Raw genomic sequence first — 16,589 nt, forward strand, 5'->3', positions numbered from 1 at the left:
GTTCGCCCTTACATCCGGAACACGCCGAAGCGTGTCTCTTCGACGTCAGCATTCATTGCGGCGGCCAGAGAAAGCCCAAGAACGTCGCGTGTTTGTAACGGGTCGATCACGCCGTCATCCCATAGGCGGGCGCTGGCATAGTAGGGGTGTCCCTGGTGCTCGTACTGCTCACGGGTGGGCTTTTTGAAGGCCTCTTCTTCCTCTTTAGTCCACTCGCGGCCATCGCGCTCATACTGCTCACGTTTTACCTGGGAGAGTACACCTGCTGCCTGCTCGCCACCCATTACCGAAATACGCGCATTGGGCCACATGAACAGCAGGTTGGGATCGTAGGCGCGGCCACACATACCGTAGTTACCCGCACCAAAACTGCCGCCAATCAGAACAGTGAACTTAGGGACTTTAGCGCATGCCACGGCCGTCACTAACTTCGCACCGTGCTTAGCGATCCCTTCATGCTCGTACTTAGACCCAACCATGAAGCCAGTAATGTTCTGCAGGAAGACCAGTGGAATCTTGCGCTGGGCGCATAGCTCGATAAAGTGCGCACCTTTTACAGCGCTTTCTGAAAACAGCACGCCGTTATTGGCCACGATGCCCACCGGATAGCCGTGGATATGGGCAAAGCCAGTGACCAAGGTGTCGCCGTAGTAGCGCTTGAATTCATCAAAGTCAGAGCTATCGACAATCCGCCCGATCACTTCGCGAACGTCGTAAGGCTTTTTAAGGTCGGTGCCGACAATGCCATACAACTCAGAAGGATCAAGCGTTGGTGGCTTGGGCGCTTGCATGGCGAGCTTGCCACGCTTTTGCCAGTTTAAACGGGATACGCAAGCGCGAGCCAACTGCAGGGCATGGGCATCATTTTCAGCATAATGGTCAGCCACACCGCTCACTTTAGCGTGAACATCCGCACCGCCTAGGTCTTCAGCGCTAATGCTTTCACCGGTGGCAGCTTTTACCAACGGCGGGCCGCCTAAGAAAATAGTGCCCTGCTCTTTAACGATAATCGACTCATCAGCCATGGCGGGAACATAAGCGCCGCCCGCGGTGCAGGAACCCATCACCACGGCGATTTGAGGAATGCCTTCAGCAGACATGGTGGCTTGATTGTAAAAAATACGCCCGAAATGATCACGATCAGGGAACACTTCATCCTGGCGGGGCAAGAAAGCACCGCCGGAATCCACCAAATAAATACACGGTAAGCGGTGCTTGCGTGCGATTTCTTGGGCACGCAGGTGTTTTTTCACCGTTAGCGGAAAGTAGGTGCCACCTTTAACCGTGGCGTCATTAGCCACAATCACACACTCAACGCCAGAAACCCGGCCAATGCCTGTCACCACGCCTGCGGCAGGTATGTCGCTATCGTAAACGTGATGGGCCGCCAATGCGGAAAATTCTAGAAATGGCGAGCCTTCGTCAATTAAATGATCGATACGGTCACGCACGAATAGTTTGCCGCGGCTTTCATGGCGCTCACGAGCCTTGTGGCCACCGCCCTGGGCAACGGCAGCGGTCAATTCTCGTAACTTGGAAACTTCCCCAAGCATAGATGCTGCGTTGGTTTGAAAGACATCGCTGCGGGGATTGATCTGTGTAGAGATAGTGCTCATGGCGCGTCCCTTACTTTGTTTCGTTGAAGAGTTCGCGGCCAATCAGCATCCGGCGAATTTCGCTGGTGCCCGCGCCAATTTCATACAGTTTGGCATCACGCAGAAGGCGACCAGTGGGATACTCATTGATATAGCCGTTGCCGCCCAGTAACTGAATAGCATCGAGCGCGACCTGGGTGGCCTTTTCTGCGCAGTAAAGAATGACACCGGCAGCGTCTTTACGAGAGGTTTGTCCACGGTCGCAGGCGCCAGCCACAGCGTACAAGTAGGCACGACAGGCATTCAGCGTGGTGTACATGTCCGCCACTTTTCCTTGCACCAACTGGAACTCGCCAATTGACTGGTTGAACTGCTTACGTTCGTGAATGTAAGGCAAAACAACGTCCATAGCGGCTTGCATGATGCCGATAGGGCCAGCAGCCAGTACGGCGCGCTCGTAATCCAATCCGCTCATCAATACTCGTACGCCTTTGCCAACGTCACCTAGCACGTTTTCAGCAGGTACTTTGCAGTCTTGGAAAACTAGCTCGCAGGTATTGGAGCCACGCATGCCCAGTTTGTCGAGCTTCTGTGCGGTAGTGAAGCCCGGCATGCCTTTTTCGACGATAAAAGCCGTAATGCCTTTGGAGCCTGCGTCTGGGTCGGTTTTGGCATAGACCACCAGTACGTCAGCGTCGGGGCCATTGGTGATCCACATTTTATTGCCGTTAAGAATGTAGTGATCACCGTCTAGTTTGGCACGCAGCTGCATTGACACGACATCAGACCCCGCGCCTGGCTCCGACATTGCCAGAGCGCCCACGTAGTCGCCGCTGATCAGCTTAGGCAAGTATTTCTCTTTTTGTTCAGCGGTGGCGTTAATTTTTAACTGGTTGACGCACAGGTTTGAGTGCGCACCGTAGGAAAGCGCGACAGAGGCGCTTGCCCGTGAAATTTCTTCCATCGCGATGCAGTGGGCCAAATAGCCCATGCCGCTGCCACCATCTTCTTCGGAAACAGTAATCCCTAACAGACCCATGTCGCCAAATTTCTTCCATAGATCGTTAGGGAATTCGTTGTTGCGGTCGATTTCAGCGGCGCGAGGAGCAATTTCGCTAGCGGCAAAGGCGTTGACCTGCTCGCGCAGCATGTTCAGTTCATCGTCGAGGCCAAAATTGAGTTCTGAATAGTGGGTAAACATGGTCAATCACCTTGTCATTGTTAAAGGGGGCTTTTCATCAAGTTCTTCAAGTGCTTGGCGACAACGAATTTCAGCGCTCTCAAGCTCTAGCTGAACCATTGTTATGTCTTTCATTTGTTGCTCTAGCGCCGCTTTACGCTCGCTGATCTTGCTTAACATTAGATGCAACTGCTTTTCACTGCCGCTGCGAGTTTCATCCCACAGCTCGAATAATTCGCGAATTTCTGCCAGGGAAAACCCGAGTCGCTTACCACGAAGCGTTAACTTCAGTCGTACGCGATCCTTACTGCCGTAAACACGTGTTTGGCCGCGGCGGGTGGGGTGAAGTAGCTCCTGGTCTTCATAAAACCGGATGCTGCGAGTAGTAACGTCGAACTCGCTGGCCAGTTCGCTGATCGTGTAGGTTTTGCTCATTATCATTATTCTCGTCAATAGGGGATGTCCCTATGGAACACTGACCATGAGGCTAAAACAAGTTTACGTTAACGTAAAGCAGTTGTTGTGCATTTGTGATTTGCTTGATTTTTTTATAAGCTATTGAAAAATATTAAATTAGATTGTTAACTTGAAGAATCATTAAACAAGCGTAGACCAAAGTTGTAATTGTAATACCCCTCAAGTGATTGCTAGTTTGCACCTACACCTTACGTTCAGGTAAGGGTGTGTTGCCGGCTAACGAGTTTCACTGATGAAGTGGTTGGTGAAACGTCAGCACCCAACACCCGGATACAAGAACACCCGAACACAAGAACAAAAAGAGGCTTATCACTCCATGCGTGCAGACGATGTTCTTAATGGCCCAGTGCTCGAAACCAGAGGGCTGACCAAAGAATTCCGCGGTTTTACCGCCGTGGATAACGTTAATCTCAGTGTTCAAGAAGGGCATATTCACGCCCTGATTGGGCCAAACGGTGCAGGGAAGACCACCTTTTTTAACTTGCTAACCAAGTTCCTGCCGCCTACACGTGGAGAAATTATTTATCGCGGTAAGCCCATTACTAGTAAGAAATCTAACGAGATTGCGCAGTTGGGGCTGGTGCGTTCATTTCAAATTTCAGCAGTGTTTGCCCATATGACGGCGCTGGAAAATGTGCGGGTCGCGTTGCAGCGTCAATTAGGTACATCGTTTCACTTCTGGAAGTCAGAAAAGACGTTGGACCACCTTAACGAGCGAGCCCTGGAGCTACTCGAAGAGGTTGGCCTGCGTGAATACGCCGATACGTTAACGGTAGAAATGCCTTATGGCCGAAAGCGCGCGCTTGAAGTTGCTACCACGCTGGCGCTAGACCCTACGATGATGTTGTTAGATGAACCAACCCAAGGCATGGGCGCAGAAGACGTTGACCGCATCGTGGCGTTAATCAAGCGTGTCTCGAAAGGGCGCACAGTATTGATGGTGGAGCACAACTTGAGCGTGGTTAGCCGACTTTGCGACCGCATTACGGTCTTGGCGCGTGGCGCAGTACTAGCCGAAGGCGACTATGACGAAGTTTCGCGCAATCCGCTGGTGCGTGAGGCTTATATGGGCAGTGACGCTGCTGAAGAGGAGGCTGCCGTATGAATACTGCTGAAGCCCACAACGCTAATGAGTTTGCGGACTCTCAAACGACGTTAGAAATGCTTAGAGTGCACGATTTGCACGCTTTCTACGGCGAATCCCACATTCTTCACGGCGTAAATTTCGATGTTAAGCGCGGTGAGTTGGTCACACTGCTTGGCCGCAACGGGGCGGGACGAAGCACCACGCTAAAATCTATTATGAATATGGTCGGGCGTCGTACTGGCTCCATCGTGATTAATGGCAACGAAACGTTGACGATGAAGGCGCACCATATTCCACGGCTAGGTATTGGTTACTGCCCTGAAGAGCGCGGTATTTTTGCCAGCCTAGATGTGCATGAAAATTTATTGCTTCCGCCCACGGTACGTTCTGGCGGCATGAGCCTAGATGAAATCTACGGCATGTTTCCTAATCTTTACGAACGTCGCAAAAGCCAAGGCACACGGCTTTCCGGTGGTGAGCAGCAGATGCTGGCCATGGCGCGTATTTTGCGCACCGGTGCGCGGCTTCTCTTGCTGGATGAAATTACCGAAGGGTTAGCTCCCGTTATCGTGCAAAAACTCGGCGAGGTACTCATGCAGCTAAAAGAGCGGGGCATGACCATTGTCCTGGTCGAGCAAAACTTCCGCTTTGCAGCGCCATTGGCAGATCGTCATTTTGTCATGGACCACGGTCAGATTGTTGAAGAGATCAGCGCTGAACAGCTTCCGTCACGTCGAGACCATCTCAATACCATGCTGGGGGTATAACGCCGACCTAGATCATTAATATCGCATCAGCTAAACAGTATGTGCAGTACAAGATTAATAACACTAAACGTTCTGTAAGCACTTTATTCGTACGTCGTAACACAACAAAAAAGGCCCCGAGGGCCAGGAGACGAACATGACCTTTATGAAAAAAACACTGACCGCTAGCATCGCCGTTGCCGCTGCTTCTAGCATGGCGATATCCACCGCTCACGCAGAAATTAGCGATAACGAAGTTCGTATTGGTTACCTAGCTGATATGTCAGGCACGTATCGCGATCTTGCTGGACCAGGCGGCCAAACGGCAATGGAAATGGCGGTTGCTGATTTTGGTGGCAGTGTGAATGGCTCGCCCATCGTCATCTTTAGTGCTGATGACCGTAACAGCGCTGACGTCGGTGCTAACACGGTTCGTGAGTGGATCGACCAGCGTAATGTCGACATGGTGGGCGGCCTGGTAGCGTCCTCGGTGTCTATCGCGGTCACTAAGGTGCTTGAAGAAAACAATGGCTTGGGCATCGTATCGGGCTCTGCTGCATCAAGTATCACCAATGAGCACTGTACGCCGAATCACATTCACTGGGTATACGACACTTACCCGCTGGCAAACGGTACCGCGAAAGCAGTCGTAGAGCAGGGTGGTGACAGCTGGTTCTTGTTAACGGCGGATTATGCTTTCGGCCATGCGCTAGAAGCGGATGTCACCAATGTCGTAGAAGCTAACGGCGGTGAAGTTGTTGGTGGCATTCGCCATCCATTCCCAACAAGCGATTTCTCCTCGTACATCCTTCAGGCCCAAGGCTCTGGCGCGAAGATTGTTGGTTTGGCTAACGCCGGTGCTGATACCGTTAACGCGATTACCACGGCTAGCCAGTTTGGTTTGACCCAGAGTGGCCAGCAGTTAGCAGGCCTGCTGATTTTCCTAAACGACGTTCACGCGCTAGGTTTAGAATCTACTCAAGGCCTGCTGCTAACCACTGGCTGGTATTGGGACATGGATGAACAGTCTCGTGAATGGTCAGAGCGGTACTTTGAAGAAGTTGGCCGTATGCCTACCATGGTTCAAGCAGGTATCTACTCAAGCACCATGCATTACCTGAAAGCCATAGAAGCAGCGGGTACCGATGACCCTGAAGTTGTACGTGCCCAGATGGCTGATATGCCTATTGAAGACTTCTTTGCGCGTAACGGTTCCATTCGTGAAGATGGCCGCATGATCCATGACATGTACCTTGCCCAAGTAAAAACGCCGGAAGAGTCTACCGGTGAGTGGGATCTTTACGAAATCCTCAGCACCATTCCTGCCGATGAAGCCTATCGTCCGCTCTCTGAAAGCCAGTGCAAACTGGTTCAAAACTAAGCGCTTGTAAGCTTAAGTGCTGAGAAATTTAAGTACTTAGCAATTTAAGTACTTAGAAACTTTAGCACTTAGAAACTTTAGCACTTAGAAACCAAGCGGTTAAATCGTCGAGTTGTTCAAGCCATATTGGATGGCTCGGCGGTTTATGTAACCCGCTAGGTGTTATTGAAAAAGGCGCTTTTGTAAACGCTTCTAAAAAATAGGCAACACGCAGGGGTGGTAGCAGGCGCTACCATCAGCTTGGCGGCGAGGAGAGTCATACAATGATGATGATATTCGGCGTGCCATTGGCCGTTTTCATGGGCCAGCTAACGCTTGGGCTCGTGAATGGAGCCTTTTATGCACTGCTTAGTTTGGGCCTGGCGGTCATCTTCGGCCTACTGAAGATCGTCAACTTCGCCCATGGGGCGCAATACATGCTGGGGGCCTTCGCCGCACTGCTAGGCTTTCGCTATTTAGGTATCAACTATTGGCTAGCGCTGTTTTTAGTGCCATTGGTGGTTGGTGGTTTCGGCATGCTAATGGAGCGCTTTTTGCTACGTCGCATTGCCCATTTAGACCATCTCTATGGGTTGCTACTCACCTTTGGGCTGGCGCTAATTTTTGAAGGGACGCTGGTGAATTTCTTCGGGGTTTCTGGTGCGCGTTATTCGACCCCAGAAGCGCTACAAGGCGGCCTGAATTTAGGCTTCATGTTCTTGCCTACCTACCGTGCTTGGGTGTTGGTAGCCGCACTGGCTATGTGTCTATTTACCTGGTTTATGATTGAGCGCACGCGGTTGGGCGCCTATCTACGGGCGGGCACTGAAAACTCCCAACTGATGCAAGCGTTTGGGGTAAACGTACCGCTGTTAATTACCCTGACTTATGGGTTTGGCGTAGCGTTGGCCGCTTTTGCCGGCGTGTTAGCAGCACCGCTCTATCCTGTTTCACCTACCATGGGTTCAAGTCTACTGATTGTTGTATTTGCGGTGGTCGTTATCGGCGGTATGGGGTCCATTCTAGGCGCGATTCTCACCGGCTTAGGCATGGGGATCATCGAAGGCTTAACCAAAGTGTACTACCCCGAAGCCTCCAATACCGTGATCTTCTTAGTGATGATATTGGTGCTCATGTTACGCCCCGCTGGGCTGTTCGGTAAGGAGGCATAATCATGGCAGACTCTCAAGCATACGATGCACCATCGGTCGTTAAAGAGCGGCAAAAACGGGCCAGAATGCGCCGCAATATTTTCTATATAGCGCTTTTAGCCGTTGGGTTAGTGGCCCCTTTTCTAGCCTATCCCGTTTTTCTGATGAAGATTCTTTGCTTCGCCCTGTTTGCCTGCGCTTTTAACTTGTTACTAGGCTATGCGGGACTGCTTTCTTTCGGACACGCGGCATTTTTAGCCACCGGTGGCTATGTAACAGGCTATTTATTGGCAAGCTACCCAGGGTTAACACCAGAAATGGGTATTATTGGGGGAACCTTGATGGCAACCCTATTGGGTGTGTTGTTTGGGGTGCTTTCGATCCGGCGGCAGGGTATTTACTTTGCCATGGTGACATTAGCGCTTGCCCAGCTGATGTTTTTCGTTTTCGTTCAGTCATCGTTTACCGGTGGTGAAGACGGCTTGCATGGCGTGCCGCGCGGTGATTTGTTTGGCGTAATCAACCTGAGCAGTAACCTGGCGATGTATTACTTTGTGCTTGCGGTGTTTATTTTTGGCTTCGCAGTAATTCAGCGCACCGTGCATTCGCCCTTTGGGCAGGTACTCAAGGCGATTCGAGAAAATGAGCCGCGTGCTGTTTCGCTGGGCTACAACGTAGATGCTTACAAGCTGCTGGCGTTTGTACTCTCTGCAGCGCTGGCGGGGTTGGCGGGTTCTACCAAAACCGTAGTATTCCAGCTGGCTTCGTTAACGGATGCCCACTGGCATATGTCGGGTGAAGTGATTCTCATGACGCTGCTAGGTGGCGTGGGCACGTTACTTGGTCCTCTTATGGGGGCAGGCATTGTCGTAAGCCTGCAGCATATTTTGGCGCAGTCACCGTTGGGCAACTGGGTAAGCGTCATTCTCGGCATTATCTTTGTTCTCTGTGTGCTTAGCTTCCGTAGCGGCATTGTGGGCGAACTCGACAAAATGTATCGCAAAAACTTTAAATAATCGGTTCTGTCCGATGTTTGGGTGCCTTCGGGCACCCTTTTTTCTGCCCACATTATCTCTCTACACCAAACAAATCATCTCTCTACGCCAAAGGTAGTGGAGTAAGCAGTTGCACGTGTTGGGGTAAAAATATAAGTTAACGTAAACGTCAACATTGTCCGTAAAAGGCAGTTGTCCGTTAAAGACAGTTGTCTGTAATGACAATCGCCTGTAGAGACAATGGCCAATAACGCCAATTACTAATAAAGATAATAGCAAACGCCAAGTTGCTCAGCCCGATCCTATGCTGTTCAGCTATGCATGCTGCGGAGATTCGCCATGAATTTTGAGTTAAGTGAAGACCAGGTAGCTTTTTCCGATATGGCTCGGGCTTTCGCCCAGAACGAGTTAGAACCCCATGCCGCGCAGTGGGACGCTGAATCCTTTTTTCCTGTAGATGTCATCCGCAAAGCAGGCGAGCTAGGCTTTTGCTCACTTTACGCGCCAGAAAGTGTTGGCGGACTTGGGCTGTCTCGTCTGGATGCCAGCATTATTTTTGAACAGCTTTCCATGGGCTGCACTTCAACCACGGCTTACCTCACCATTCACAATATGGTGACGTGGATGCTGGCCGACTTCGGTACGCCGGAAGCGGTAGAGCGGTGGGGCGAAAAGCTGGCCACAGGTGAGTTACTGGGTTCTTACTGTTTAACCGAACCCAACTCAGGCTCCGATGCGGCCTCGCTAAAAACCACCGCTAAACGTGATGGCGATGATTATCTGTTAAACGGCAGCAAGATGTTTATCTCTGGCGCCGGCAGCACCGATTTCCTAGTGGTGATGGCGCGCACAGGCGGTGAAGGCCCTGGCGGCGTTTCTGCTTTCGCAGTCGATGCTAAAGCAAGCGGCATTAGTTACGGCCGCAAAGAAGACAAAATGGGCTGGAACAGCCAACCAACGCGTATGATTACTTTTGAAGATGTGCGTGTTCCTGCCAATCACCTGTTAGGTAATGAAGGCGACGGCTTCAAAATTGCCATGAAAGGTTTGGACGGTGGGCGCATCAACATCGCCACCTGCTCAATCGGCACCGCCCAGCAAGCTATTAATAAAGCCCGTGAATACATGTTGGAGCGCAAGCAATTTGGTAAGCGCTTAGCAGACTTTCAGGCGTTGCAGTTCCGTTTAGCCGATATGGTCACTGAGCTTGTGGCGGCCCGCCAGCTAGTACGAATGGCGGCAACAAAATTGGATGCTGGCAACCCCGATGCCACTGCTTACTGTGCCATGGCTAAACGCTTTGCGACCGATGTCGGCTTTAAAGTATGTGACGAGGCGCTTCAGCTATACGGTGGCAACGGCTACATTAAGGAGTACCCGATGGAGCGCTATGTGCGTGATACCCGCGTACACCGCATTCTGGAAGGAACCAACGAAATCATGCGACTGATTATTTCCCGCCGCGTGCTATCTGATGGTGCCTCTGAACTGTAGCCAACCACAAGGACAATGGAATGAGTAGCGTACTGTTTGCTGAACACGCCACCCAAGATGGCCATGTTATTGGCGAGATCACGCTTAACGCAGAGCGTTCACTGAATGCCCTGACGTTGGAGATGATTGAAGAGATCCTGCCACGCTTACAAGCGTGGCAAACCGACGAAAGAGTCGTTGCTGTTCTGCTGGATAGCGCCGGTGAAAAAGCATTTTGCGCTGGCGGCGATGTCGTCAATCTCTACAAAGCGATTAAAGGTGACGGCGAGCCAGATTTCCCCGAACGTTTCTTTGAAAACGAATACCGCCTGGATTACCTACTGCATACCTATCCCAAGCCCGTGATTTGCTGGGGCAGCGGTATTGTGATGGGCGGTGGCATGGGGCTGCTAAGCGGTAGCAGCCACCGAATTGTCACCGAAACCACTCGGCTTGCCATGCCAGAAGTGACTATTGGCCTTTATCCGGACGTTGGCGCAAGCTGGTTTCTCAACCGCTTGCCGAATGGCACCGGGCGCTTTCTAGCGATGACCGGCAGCCAGATTAACGCGCCGGATGCTGTTCATCTTGGCCTTGCTGACCGTGCGATTGCTAGCCACTACCGCACAGATCTGGCTCAAAAACTGATGGATGCCACCTGGGGAGAAGGGAAACAAACTGACGCCCATGGCGTGGTGAACAGCGTGTTGCGCGAATTTGAGCAAGCGTCTCAAGACGTATTTGCTGACCTGGCATCTCCGGTTTACAAATCAGCTGTATTGATTCGTGAGCTGATGGATCACGACACTATTGAGCAGGCCGTCGATGCTGTGCTTGCGGTTAACAGCGATGATAAATGGTTCAGCAAAGCGCAGAAAACATTGGCCCATGGTAGCCCGGTGTCAGTGAAGTTGATTGATGAGCAACTAAAGCGCGCTAAGCATATGTCGTTGGCTGAGGTGTTTCAGTTTGAACTGGCGCTTTCCGTGCAGTGTTGCCGCCATCAGGAATTCCCCGAAGGCGTCCGCGCGCTGCTGGTCGATAAAGACGGCCAGCCGGCGTGGAAATATCCGGATGTTTCGTCAGTCGAAAAAAGCTTTATCGATGAGTTGCTGGTTTCGCCGTGGGAAAAGAGCCCTCTGGCAGATCTTCACTAACCCGTTTCTCAGCCAATTTTTTAATAAGGACAATAAAGATGACTACTGTCGCGTTTATCGGTTTAGGCAATATGGGTGGCCCCATGGCGGCCAACTTAGCGAAAGCGGGCTTTAACGTTCGTGCGTTCGACCTTTCTGAGCAAGCCTTGGAAGCGGCAAAATCTCAAGGCTGTGAAGTAGCTGCTTCTGCCCAGGCCGCGGCCACCGATGCAGATTTCATTATTTCCATGCTGCCTGCAGGCAAGCACGTGCGTGGGCTGTATGTAGACGGCGACCAACCGCTGTTTGATGTGATTAAAAAAAGTGCCCTGGTGATTGATTGCTCGACCATTGACGCGGATACCGCCCGCAGCGTCGCAGCTGCTGGCGCTGAAAAAGGTGTTGGCTTTGTCGATGCGCCGGTATCTGGTGGGGTAGGTGGGGCGCAGGCGGGCACATTGACCTTTATTGTGGGCGGCAGCGCAGCACAATTTGAGCAGGCCAAGCCCGTTCTTGATGTAATGGGTAAGAACATTTTCCATGCTGGTGACCACGGCGCGGGGCAGGTGGCTAAAGTGTGCAATAACATGCTGCTCTCGATCCTGATGGCAGGCACCTGTGAAGCAATCAACATGGGCGTGAAAAACGGCCTGGACCCCGCCGTGCTTTCCGAAATCATGAAGCAAAGTTCTGGTGGTAACTGGGCGTTAAACGTCTACAACCCTTACCCTGGTGTGATGGAAAATGCCCCCGCCTCGAAAGGCTATCAAGGCGGTTTCCAGGTGGATCTAATGATCAAAGACCTGGGCTTAGCGATGGATGTCAGCCAGCAAAGCGCCTCACCGGTACCCATGGGCTCTGCCGCACGTTCGTTATTCACTCTGCATAAAGCAGGCGGCAACGGTAAACTCGACTTTTCCAGTCTGCTGCAGTTTTATCAAGATAAGGAGTGAGTAGTAAATAATGAATAGTGAGGAGGTTGGGTGGCATAGCCACCCAGTCTACTAGCTAAAAACGTGCCTCCAACAACGCCAATTCACCATCCAACCTCTTCAGCACCTCACACCTCAACCCATGCCGCACAGCACTTTCTATCAGCGGCCCTAAAATCGCCTCACGCTCGGTAGGGCGCTTTGCTTCCACATCCTGCAACATCGACGCCTTATTGTTCGCGGTGTTTTCTACCACCTGCCACACTAGCGCTAACCACGCGGATTCACCTTCGCCACCATTGGGTGCAGCCACGCCTTCTTGCTGTAAAATTGCTGCCACTTCGTTCACTACGGCTATCACACGGCCTGCGTAGGCCTTGTCGCGTAGCTTTCCATTACGCACGCCATTTAGCGCCACTATGGGGTTAATTGCTGCGTTCACCGCTAACTTTTGCCACAAACGCTGACGAATATCGCTTACCGCCGTGGCAGTCAATCCCGCCTCACTCAACAGCGCCGCTAAAGATTCTGCCAACCCCGCGTGCTGATTACCCAAGTCACCAATAAACGTTGGCCCACGCCCAGCGTGTACCACACTATCGTCTCCAGTGAGGTAAGCGCCTTGGGTAGTCGTGGCGCACAGCACCGGCCCAGGCCACAACTGAGTAAGTCGCGGCTGCGCATAAAAACCGTTCAGCCACAGCACCAGTGGGGTAGTAGGCGGTATTACATCAACAATACTCTCAAGCGCCGCTTCAGCGGCCATGGCTTTGGTGGTGATATGCACAAACCCAGGCGGCGCGGGCGCATCAGCCGTTAACTGCGCAGCGGTCAACATGTTTAAGTTCTGACTATGCGATTCGCCTTTTGGCGTGGTAAGCACCTGCCGCGTAGGCAAAGCACGGCGGCCAATCACCACCACCTCAATAAATGGAGCCATTGAATGCGCCAACAAGCGGCCAATGGCCCCAGGGCCAAGAATCCAGTGGGTTGTCATCATCGAAACATTATCGGTATTGGGAATGCTGCAAAGCTTACCGCGTTCGGAGTACAGAGGCGAAGGTGAGGGAACTTTAATAGCCGCATTAGCGAAGATGGCCGCTCCCCCATTACGCTGGGCATGCTAACCAGTGACGTCGTGGTCAAAAGCTATCTGGCCTGCTGGGTCTGTGGAGCGTGCCACAGAACCCAGCGTGCATAACGCTATGAAAACGCTTTTGCTAAGGGCAGGCCGCAAGGGTTAAAAGCGTCTGATAACTAGCCTAACCTATCAATCCTCACGCATGGCGCGGGCTAGCATGTCTGAGAGTGGCTTGGCGAGGTAGCTTGCGAAGCTTCGCTCGCCCGTTCGCAGCATCACCTCGGCCGGCATGCCGGCTAGCAGCGTCATTGTGTCGGTCATATCTTCCTGGCCTTTGGAAGTGACGCGCAGTCGTACTTTGTAGTAGCGAGCCCGAGTGGCTTCATCTTCGAAGCTATTGGCGCTCACATGGATGACCTCAGCGGCGATGACATTCGATAGGCGCTGATTGAAGGCGCTGAAACGAATCTCCGCTGGCTGCCCCCTATAAAGGTGATCGATATCATGGTCGGGGACTTTGGCTTCGACGATGAAACCAACATTGGTAGGCACGATATCGAGTAGTGGATCCCCGGAGCGAATGACGCCTCCCAGCGTATGTACCTTTAACCCGACGACCGTTCCTGAGACCGGCGCTAGCACCTGGGTGCGGTTCACTTTATCCGTAAGTGCCGTGAGACGCTCTTCGGCGTCGGCCACTTCGGCTTGGGTCTGGCGCAGCGACTCGCCCACCTGCTGTTGAAATTCCTGCAAGCGAACTTGTTTTTTTAATGCGTTTTCGCTGATTTGGGAGTGCAGGCGGGCAACCTCAGAGGCATGCTGGGCATTGACGCTCTGGTACTCCAAGCTCTCACGTTCCAGTTCACGCATTCGCTGACTGCTGATCATGCCGTTTCTAAATAGTTGGCGATGATTCGCCGCGTCGCCTTCGAGTGAATTGATACGCCGTTGGTTGATGTCCTGGGTGTTGAGCAAGCCTTCAATCTGCTCGTTCATTTGGACAGTCTGCTCGTCGAGGGACGCTAGTGTTCCAATGAGAGATTCGCGCCGTGATTCAAAAAGACGCTGCTGTACCTCAAGTACTTCTTTCACTCGGGGATTTTCTGAAGCAGTAAGCTCCTCGGGAAAGCTGAGTGACTCGGCATCGCTGAGTTCAGCTAAAAGCCGCACCTCGGTAGCGCGACTAATGAGATAGTTAGAGCGGGTAACCTGCAGTTGGGAGTATGCCTGGGTATCGTCAAGCACCATCAGGACATCGCCTACTTCCACCTGGTCGCCGTCCTCGACGAGTATGCGCTCAACGATCCCTCCTTCTAAGTGTTGCACGGTCTTGGTAAAGCTCTCTACCGAAACGGAGCCGGGGGCAACCACTGATACAGCGAGGTTGGCAAACACCGACCAGCTGCCAAAGCCGCCAACGGCGAGGATTAGAATGGCAATACCTAGCCGGCGATAGCGCTTATCTTCAAGTGGCAGCTCATCGTTCGCCGCTGGCGCGATATTGGCACCCAGAGTATTTTGCATGTTCATGGTTGGGTATCCTCGCCGTTATTACGGCCCCGTGCGCTGGGCTTTAGTGTGGTCACCCGTTTTGGGGTCACCGTGCGGGTTCCATCTGCCGTCATACGTGCAACGGGCGCGATGCTGGTGGGTGGCTTGATCGAGGAAATCTGGCCCTCTTTAAGCACCAATACCTTGTCGACGTTAGTTAGCAAGAGCGTCCGGTGGGTGATGATCATTGCGGTAGTGCCTTCCTGACGCAGTAGGGCTAAACAGTGGGCAAGCGATTGTTCACCTGCTTCGTCCAGATTGGCGTCAGGTTCGTCCAGCACAACCAGCACGGGCTGCCCGTATAGCGCCCGCGCTAAACCAATGCGCTGGCGTTGGCCAGCTGAGAGGGTATTACCTCCATGGGATAGCCAAGTGTCGTAGCCATTGGGTTGTTCTAGGATCATTTCGTGAACGCCAGCTTTCTGTGCCGCATGCACTACTGCCTGAGGGTCCACCGCGTCAAAACGGGCAATGTTTTCCGAGATAGTGCCATCGAAGAGTTCGATGTCTTGAGGCAGGTAACCGATGTGAGGCCCCAGCGCCGAGCGATTCCACTGAGTAATATCAGCGCCGTCCAGGCGCACACAGCCAAACTGACTCGGCCAAATGCCGAGGGCAACACGTGCCAGGGTAGATTTACCGGAGGCACTGGCCCCCACGATGGCTAGGTGTTCACCCCTGGCTAGCGTCAGGTTGATATTGCGTAGGGTCGGTAGCTTCTGTCCGGGAGGTGCGGCTGTAACGCCTTCGAGTACGAGGCGGCCCTTGGGCTTGGGCAGCGGCATGCGCGGCTCTTCGGCAGCAATGGTATTAAGCAGTTCTTCAAGGCGTGCCCTGGCAGTGCGGGCTCCTGAGAACCCTTTCCAACCGTTGATCATTTGATCGATAGGTGCCAACGCACGTCCCATCAAGATGGAGCCGGCAATCATCATCCCGGGGGTGAGATCGCCGGTGAGTACCAAATATGCCCCTAGCCCTAGAATTAGCGACTGGAACATCAGCCTGAGCACCTTAGAGGTATTGGTGATCATGCCGGCTCTATCGCTGGCTTTGGATTGCAATACCAAGTATTCACGATGCCGCGCGCTCCAGCGGCCCATGATATTGGGCAACATACCCATGGCATGAAGCACTTCGGCGTTTCTGAGGTTGCTGTTGGCTAAATCTTGGGAAAGTACATGCTGGCTATTGGCGTCGTTCAATAGCGATTTGGTAATGGCTTCGTTAATGATGGCCAGCGTCGCCAAAATGATGCCGGCTCCCAGGGCGAAAAGCCCGAACCAAGGGTGGAACATTGCTAGAACGGCGATATAGATCGGCACCCAAGGCGCATCAAAAAATGCAAACAGGCCGTTACCGGAAAGGAATTGCCGCAGTGTGGTCAGGTCATTTAGCGGCTGAGCCGAAGGCCTACCAGGCATTATCAACGAGCGTTTAAACATGGCGGAATAGAGGCGCTGGCTGATAAGTACATCGAGTCGGTTACCGATCCGCACAAGAATACGCGAACGCAGAAGCTCCAGCCCCCCCATCACCAAAAACAGGAATATTACCAACAGGGTTAGCATCAGCAGTGTTTCCTGGCTGCGTGTGGTGATAACCCGATCGTAGACCTGCAGCATATATAGCGGCGGAGCCAGCATCAGCAAATTAATAAAAAAACTGAATATTCCTACGTAGATAAAACTTTGCCTGCTGGTATTGAGCACCTTCTTTAAGTCAGAACCTTCATGTGAAACCGCCATAGCCAAGCTCCTGGGTATTTTTCGATTATTGGTACGTTTCGCATCCGTAAGGAAATTCTGACCCTGACAGAGACGAGAGC

14 protein-coding genes are annotated in these 16,589 nt (G+C 52.5%); 8 read left to right on the forward strand and 6 right to left on the reverse strand.

The features are described from left to right. Positions 1–8: 8 nt before the first annotated feature. Genes ELY33_RS06025 through ELY33_RS06035 form a run of 3 tightly spaced genes read right to left on the reverse strand, consistent with a single transcriptional unit; the run spans position 9 to position 3,210 of the window. On the reverse strand, positions 9–1,616 hold the full coding sequence (locus ELY33_RS06025) for a carboxyl transferase domain-containing protein (protein WP_126945426.1): 1,608 nt from the start codon (positions 1,614–1,616) through the stop codon (positions 9–11). 10 nt (positions 1,617–1,626) lie between these two features. Next, positions 1,627–2,796 (reverse strand): isovaleryl-CoA dehydrogenase, encoded by a 1,170-nt coding sequence (locus ELY33_RS06030; RefSeq protein ID WP_126945429.1) that lies wholly within the window; start codon positions 2,794–2,796, stop codon positions 1,627–1,629. A 6-nt stretch (positions 2,797–2,802) separates the two neighbouring features. Continuing rightward, positions 2,803–3,210, reverse strand: coding sequence for a MerR family transcriptional regulator (locus tag ELY33_RS06035; protein ID WP_126945432.1), 408 nt, complete (start codon positions 3,208–3,210; stop codon positions 2,803–2,805). A 358-nt stretch (positions 3,211–3,568) separates the two neighbouring features. Here ELY33_RS06035 and ELY33_RS06040 point away from each other — a divergent pair, with 358 nt between their 5' ends. From ELY33_RS06040 to mmsB, 8 genes are all read left to right on the forward strand, one after another. After that, positions 3,569–4,357, forward strand: a complete 789-nt coding sequence (locus ELY33_RS06040; RefSeq protein WP_126945493.1) for an ABC transporter ATP-binding protein — start codon at positions 3,569–3,571, stop codon at positions 4,355–4,357. Further along, positions 4,354–5,106, forward strand: coding sequence for an ABC transporter ATP-binding protein (locus tag ELY33_RS06045; protein WP_126945436.1), 753 nt, complete (start codon positions 4,354–4,356; stop codon positions 5,104–5,106). Before ELY33_RS06040 ends, ELY33_RS06045 begins: the two co-directional genes overlap by 4 nt. Positions 5,107–5,242: 136 nt before the next feature. Then, positions 5,243–6,466: an ABC transporter substrate-binding protein gene (locus ELY33_RS06050; protein WP_126945439.1), complete on the forward strand. Its 1,224-nt coding sequence runs from the start codon at positions 5,243–5,245 to the stop codon at positions 6,464–6,466. Positions 6,467–6,729: 263 nt separating this feature from the next. Continuing rightward, positions 6,730–7,617, forward strand: coding sequence for a branched-chain amino acid ABC transporter permease (locus tag ELY33_RS06055; protein WP_126945443.1), 888 nt, complete (start codon positions 6,730–6,732; stop codon positions 7,615–7,617). Positions 7,618–7,619: 2 nt separating this feature from the next. Beyond that, the gene (locus tag ELY33_RS06060) at positions 7,620–8,612 is read left to right on the forward strand and encodes a branched-chain amino acid ABC transporter permease (RefSeq protein WP_126945446.1); all 993 of its coding nucleotides are present in this window, start codon (positions 7,620–7,622) and stop codon (positions 8,610–8,612) included. A gap of 318 nt (positions 8,613–8,930) precedes the next feature. Continuing rightward, positions 8,931–10,085 (forward strand): acyl-CoA dehydrogenase family protein, encoded by a 1,155-nt coding sequence (locus tag ELY33_RS06065; protein ID WP_126945449.1) that lies wholly within the window; start codon positions 8,931–8,933, stop codon positions 10,083–10,085. A 20-nt stretch (positions 10,086–10,105) separates the two neighbouring features. Then, positions 10,106–11,221, forward strand: coding sequence for an enoyl-CoA hydratase/isomerase family protein (locus ELY33_RS06070; RefSeq protein WP_126945452.1), 1,116 nt, complete (start codon positions 10,106–10,108; stop codon positions 11,219–11,221). 23 nt (positions 11,222–11,244) lie between these two features. Then, the gene (gene mmsB / locus ELY33_RS06075) at positions 11,245–12,153 is read left to right on the forward strand and encodes a 3-hydroxyisobutyrate dehydrogenase (RefSeq protein ID WP_279629868.1); all 909 of its coding nucleotides are present in this window, start codon (positions 11,245–11,247) and stop codon (positions 12,151–12,153) included. A gap of 55 nt (positions 12,154–12,208) precedes the next feature. Here mmsB and ELY33_RS06080 read toward each other — a convergent pair whose 3' ends face one another. The 3 genes from ELY33_RS06080 to ELY33_RS06090 all read right to left on the reverse strand — a co-directional run bounded on the left by ELY33_RS06080 (position 12,209) and on the right by ELY33_RS06090 (position 16,509). Continuing rightward, positions 12,209–13,129 (reverse strand): ketopantoate reductase family protein, encoded by a 921-nt coding sequence (locus ELY33_RS06080; RefSeq protein WP_126945458.1) that lies wholly within the window; start codon positions 13,127–13,129, stop codon positions 12,209–12,211. Between the two features lie 273 nt (positions 13,130–13,402). Beyond that, positions 13,403–14,743, reverse strand: a complete 1,341-nt coding sequence (locus tag ELY33_RS06085; protein ID WP_126945461.1) for an HlyD family type I secretion periplasmic adaptor subunit — start codon at positions 14,741–14,743, stop codon at positions 13,403–13,405. Continuing rightward, positions 14,740–16,509, reverse strand: coding sequence for a type I secretion system permease/ATPase (locus ELY33_RS06090; RefSeq protein ID WP_126945465.1), 1,770 nt, complete (start codon positions 16,507–16,509; stop codon positions 14,740–14,742). The genes ELY33_RS06085 and ELY33_RS06090 overlap by 4 nt, the downstream gene beginning before the upstream one ends. Positions 16,510–16,589 lie beyond the last annotated feature (80 nt).

This window comes from Vreelandella andesensis (genome assembly GCF_003989795.1).
Lineage (GTDB): Bacteria > Pseudomonadota > Gammaproteobacteria > Pseudomonadales > Halomonadaceae > Vreelandella > Vreelandella andesensis.

Bases quoted from the DNA above. Each gene is read 5' to 3' on its own strand.
- ELY33_RS06070 (WP_126945452.1), top strand. From the start codon at position 10,106: ATGAGTAGCGTACTGTTTGCTGAACACGCCACCCAAGATGGCCATGTT.
- ELY33_RS06085 (WP_126945461.1), bottom strand. From the start codon at position 14,743: ATGAACATGCAAAATACTCTGGGTGCCAATATCGCGCCAGCGGCGAAC.
- ELY33_RS06050 (WP_126945439.1), top strand. From the start codon at position 5,243: ATGACCTTTATGAAAAAAACACTGACCGCTAGCATCGCCGTTGCCGCT.
- ELY33_RS06060 (WP_126945446.1), top strand. From the start codon at position 7,620: ATGGCAGACTCTCAAGCATACGATGCACCATCGGTCGTTAAAGAGCGG.
- ELY33_RS06025 (WP_126945426.1), bottom strand. From the start codon at position 1,616: ATGAGCACTATCTCTACACAGATCAATCCCCGCAGCGATGTCTTTCAA.
- ELY33_RS06030 (WP_126945429.1), bottom strand. From the start codon at position 2,796: ATGTTTACCCACTATTCAGAACTCAATTTTGGCCTCGACGATGAACTG.
- ELY33_RS06035 (WP_126945432.1), bottom strand. From the start codon at position 3,210: ATGAGCAAAACCTACACGATCAGCGAACTGGCCAGCGAGTTCGACGTT.
- ELY33_RS06055 (WP_126945443.1), top strand. From the start codon at position 6,730: ATGATGATGATATTCGGCGTGCCATTGGCCGTTTTCATGGGCCAGCTA.
- ELY33_RS06080 (WP_126945458.1), bottom strand. From the start codon at position 13,129: ATGACAACCCACTGGATTCTTGGCCCTGGGGCCATTGGCCGCTTGTTG.
- ELY33_RS06040 (WP_126945493.1), top strand. From the start codon at position 3,569: ATGCGTGCAGACGATGTTCTTAATGGCCCAGTGCTCGAAACCAGAGGG.
- ELY33_RS06065 (WP_126945449.1), top strand. From the start codon at position 8,931: ATGAATTTTGAGTTAAGTGAAGACCAGGTAGCTTTTTCCGATATGGCT.
- ELY33_RS06090 (WP_126945465.1), bottom strand. From the start codon at position 16,509: ATGGCGGTTTCACATGAAGGTTCTGACTTAAAGAAGGTGCTCAATACC.
- ELY33_RS06045 (WP_126945436.1), top strand. From the start codon at position 4,354: ATGAATACTGCTGAAGCCCACAACGCTAATGAGTTTGCGGACTCTCAA.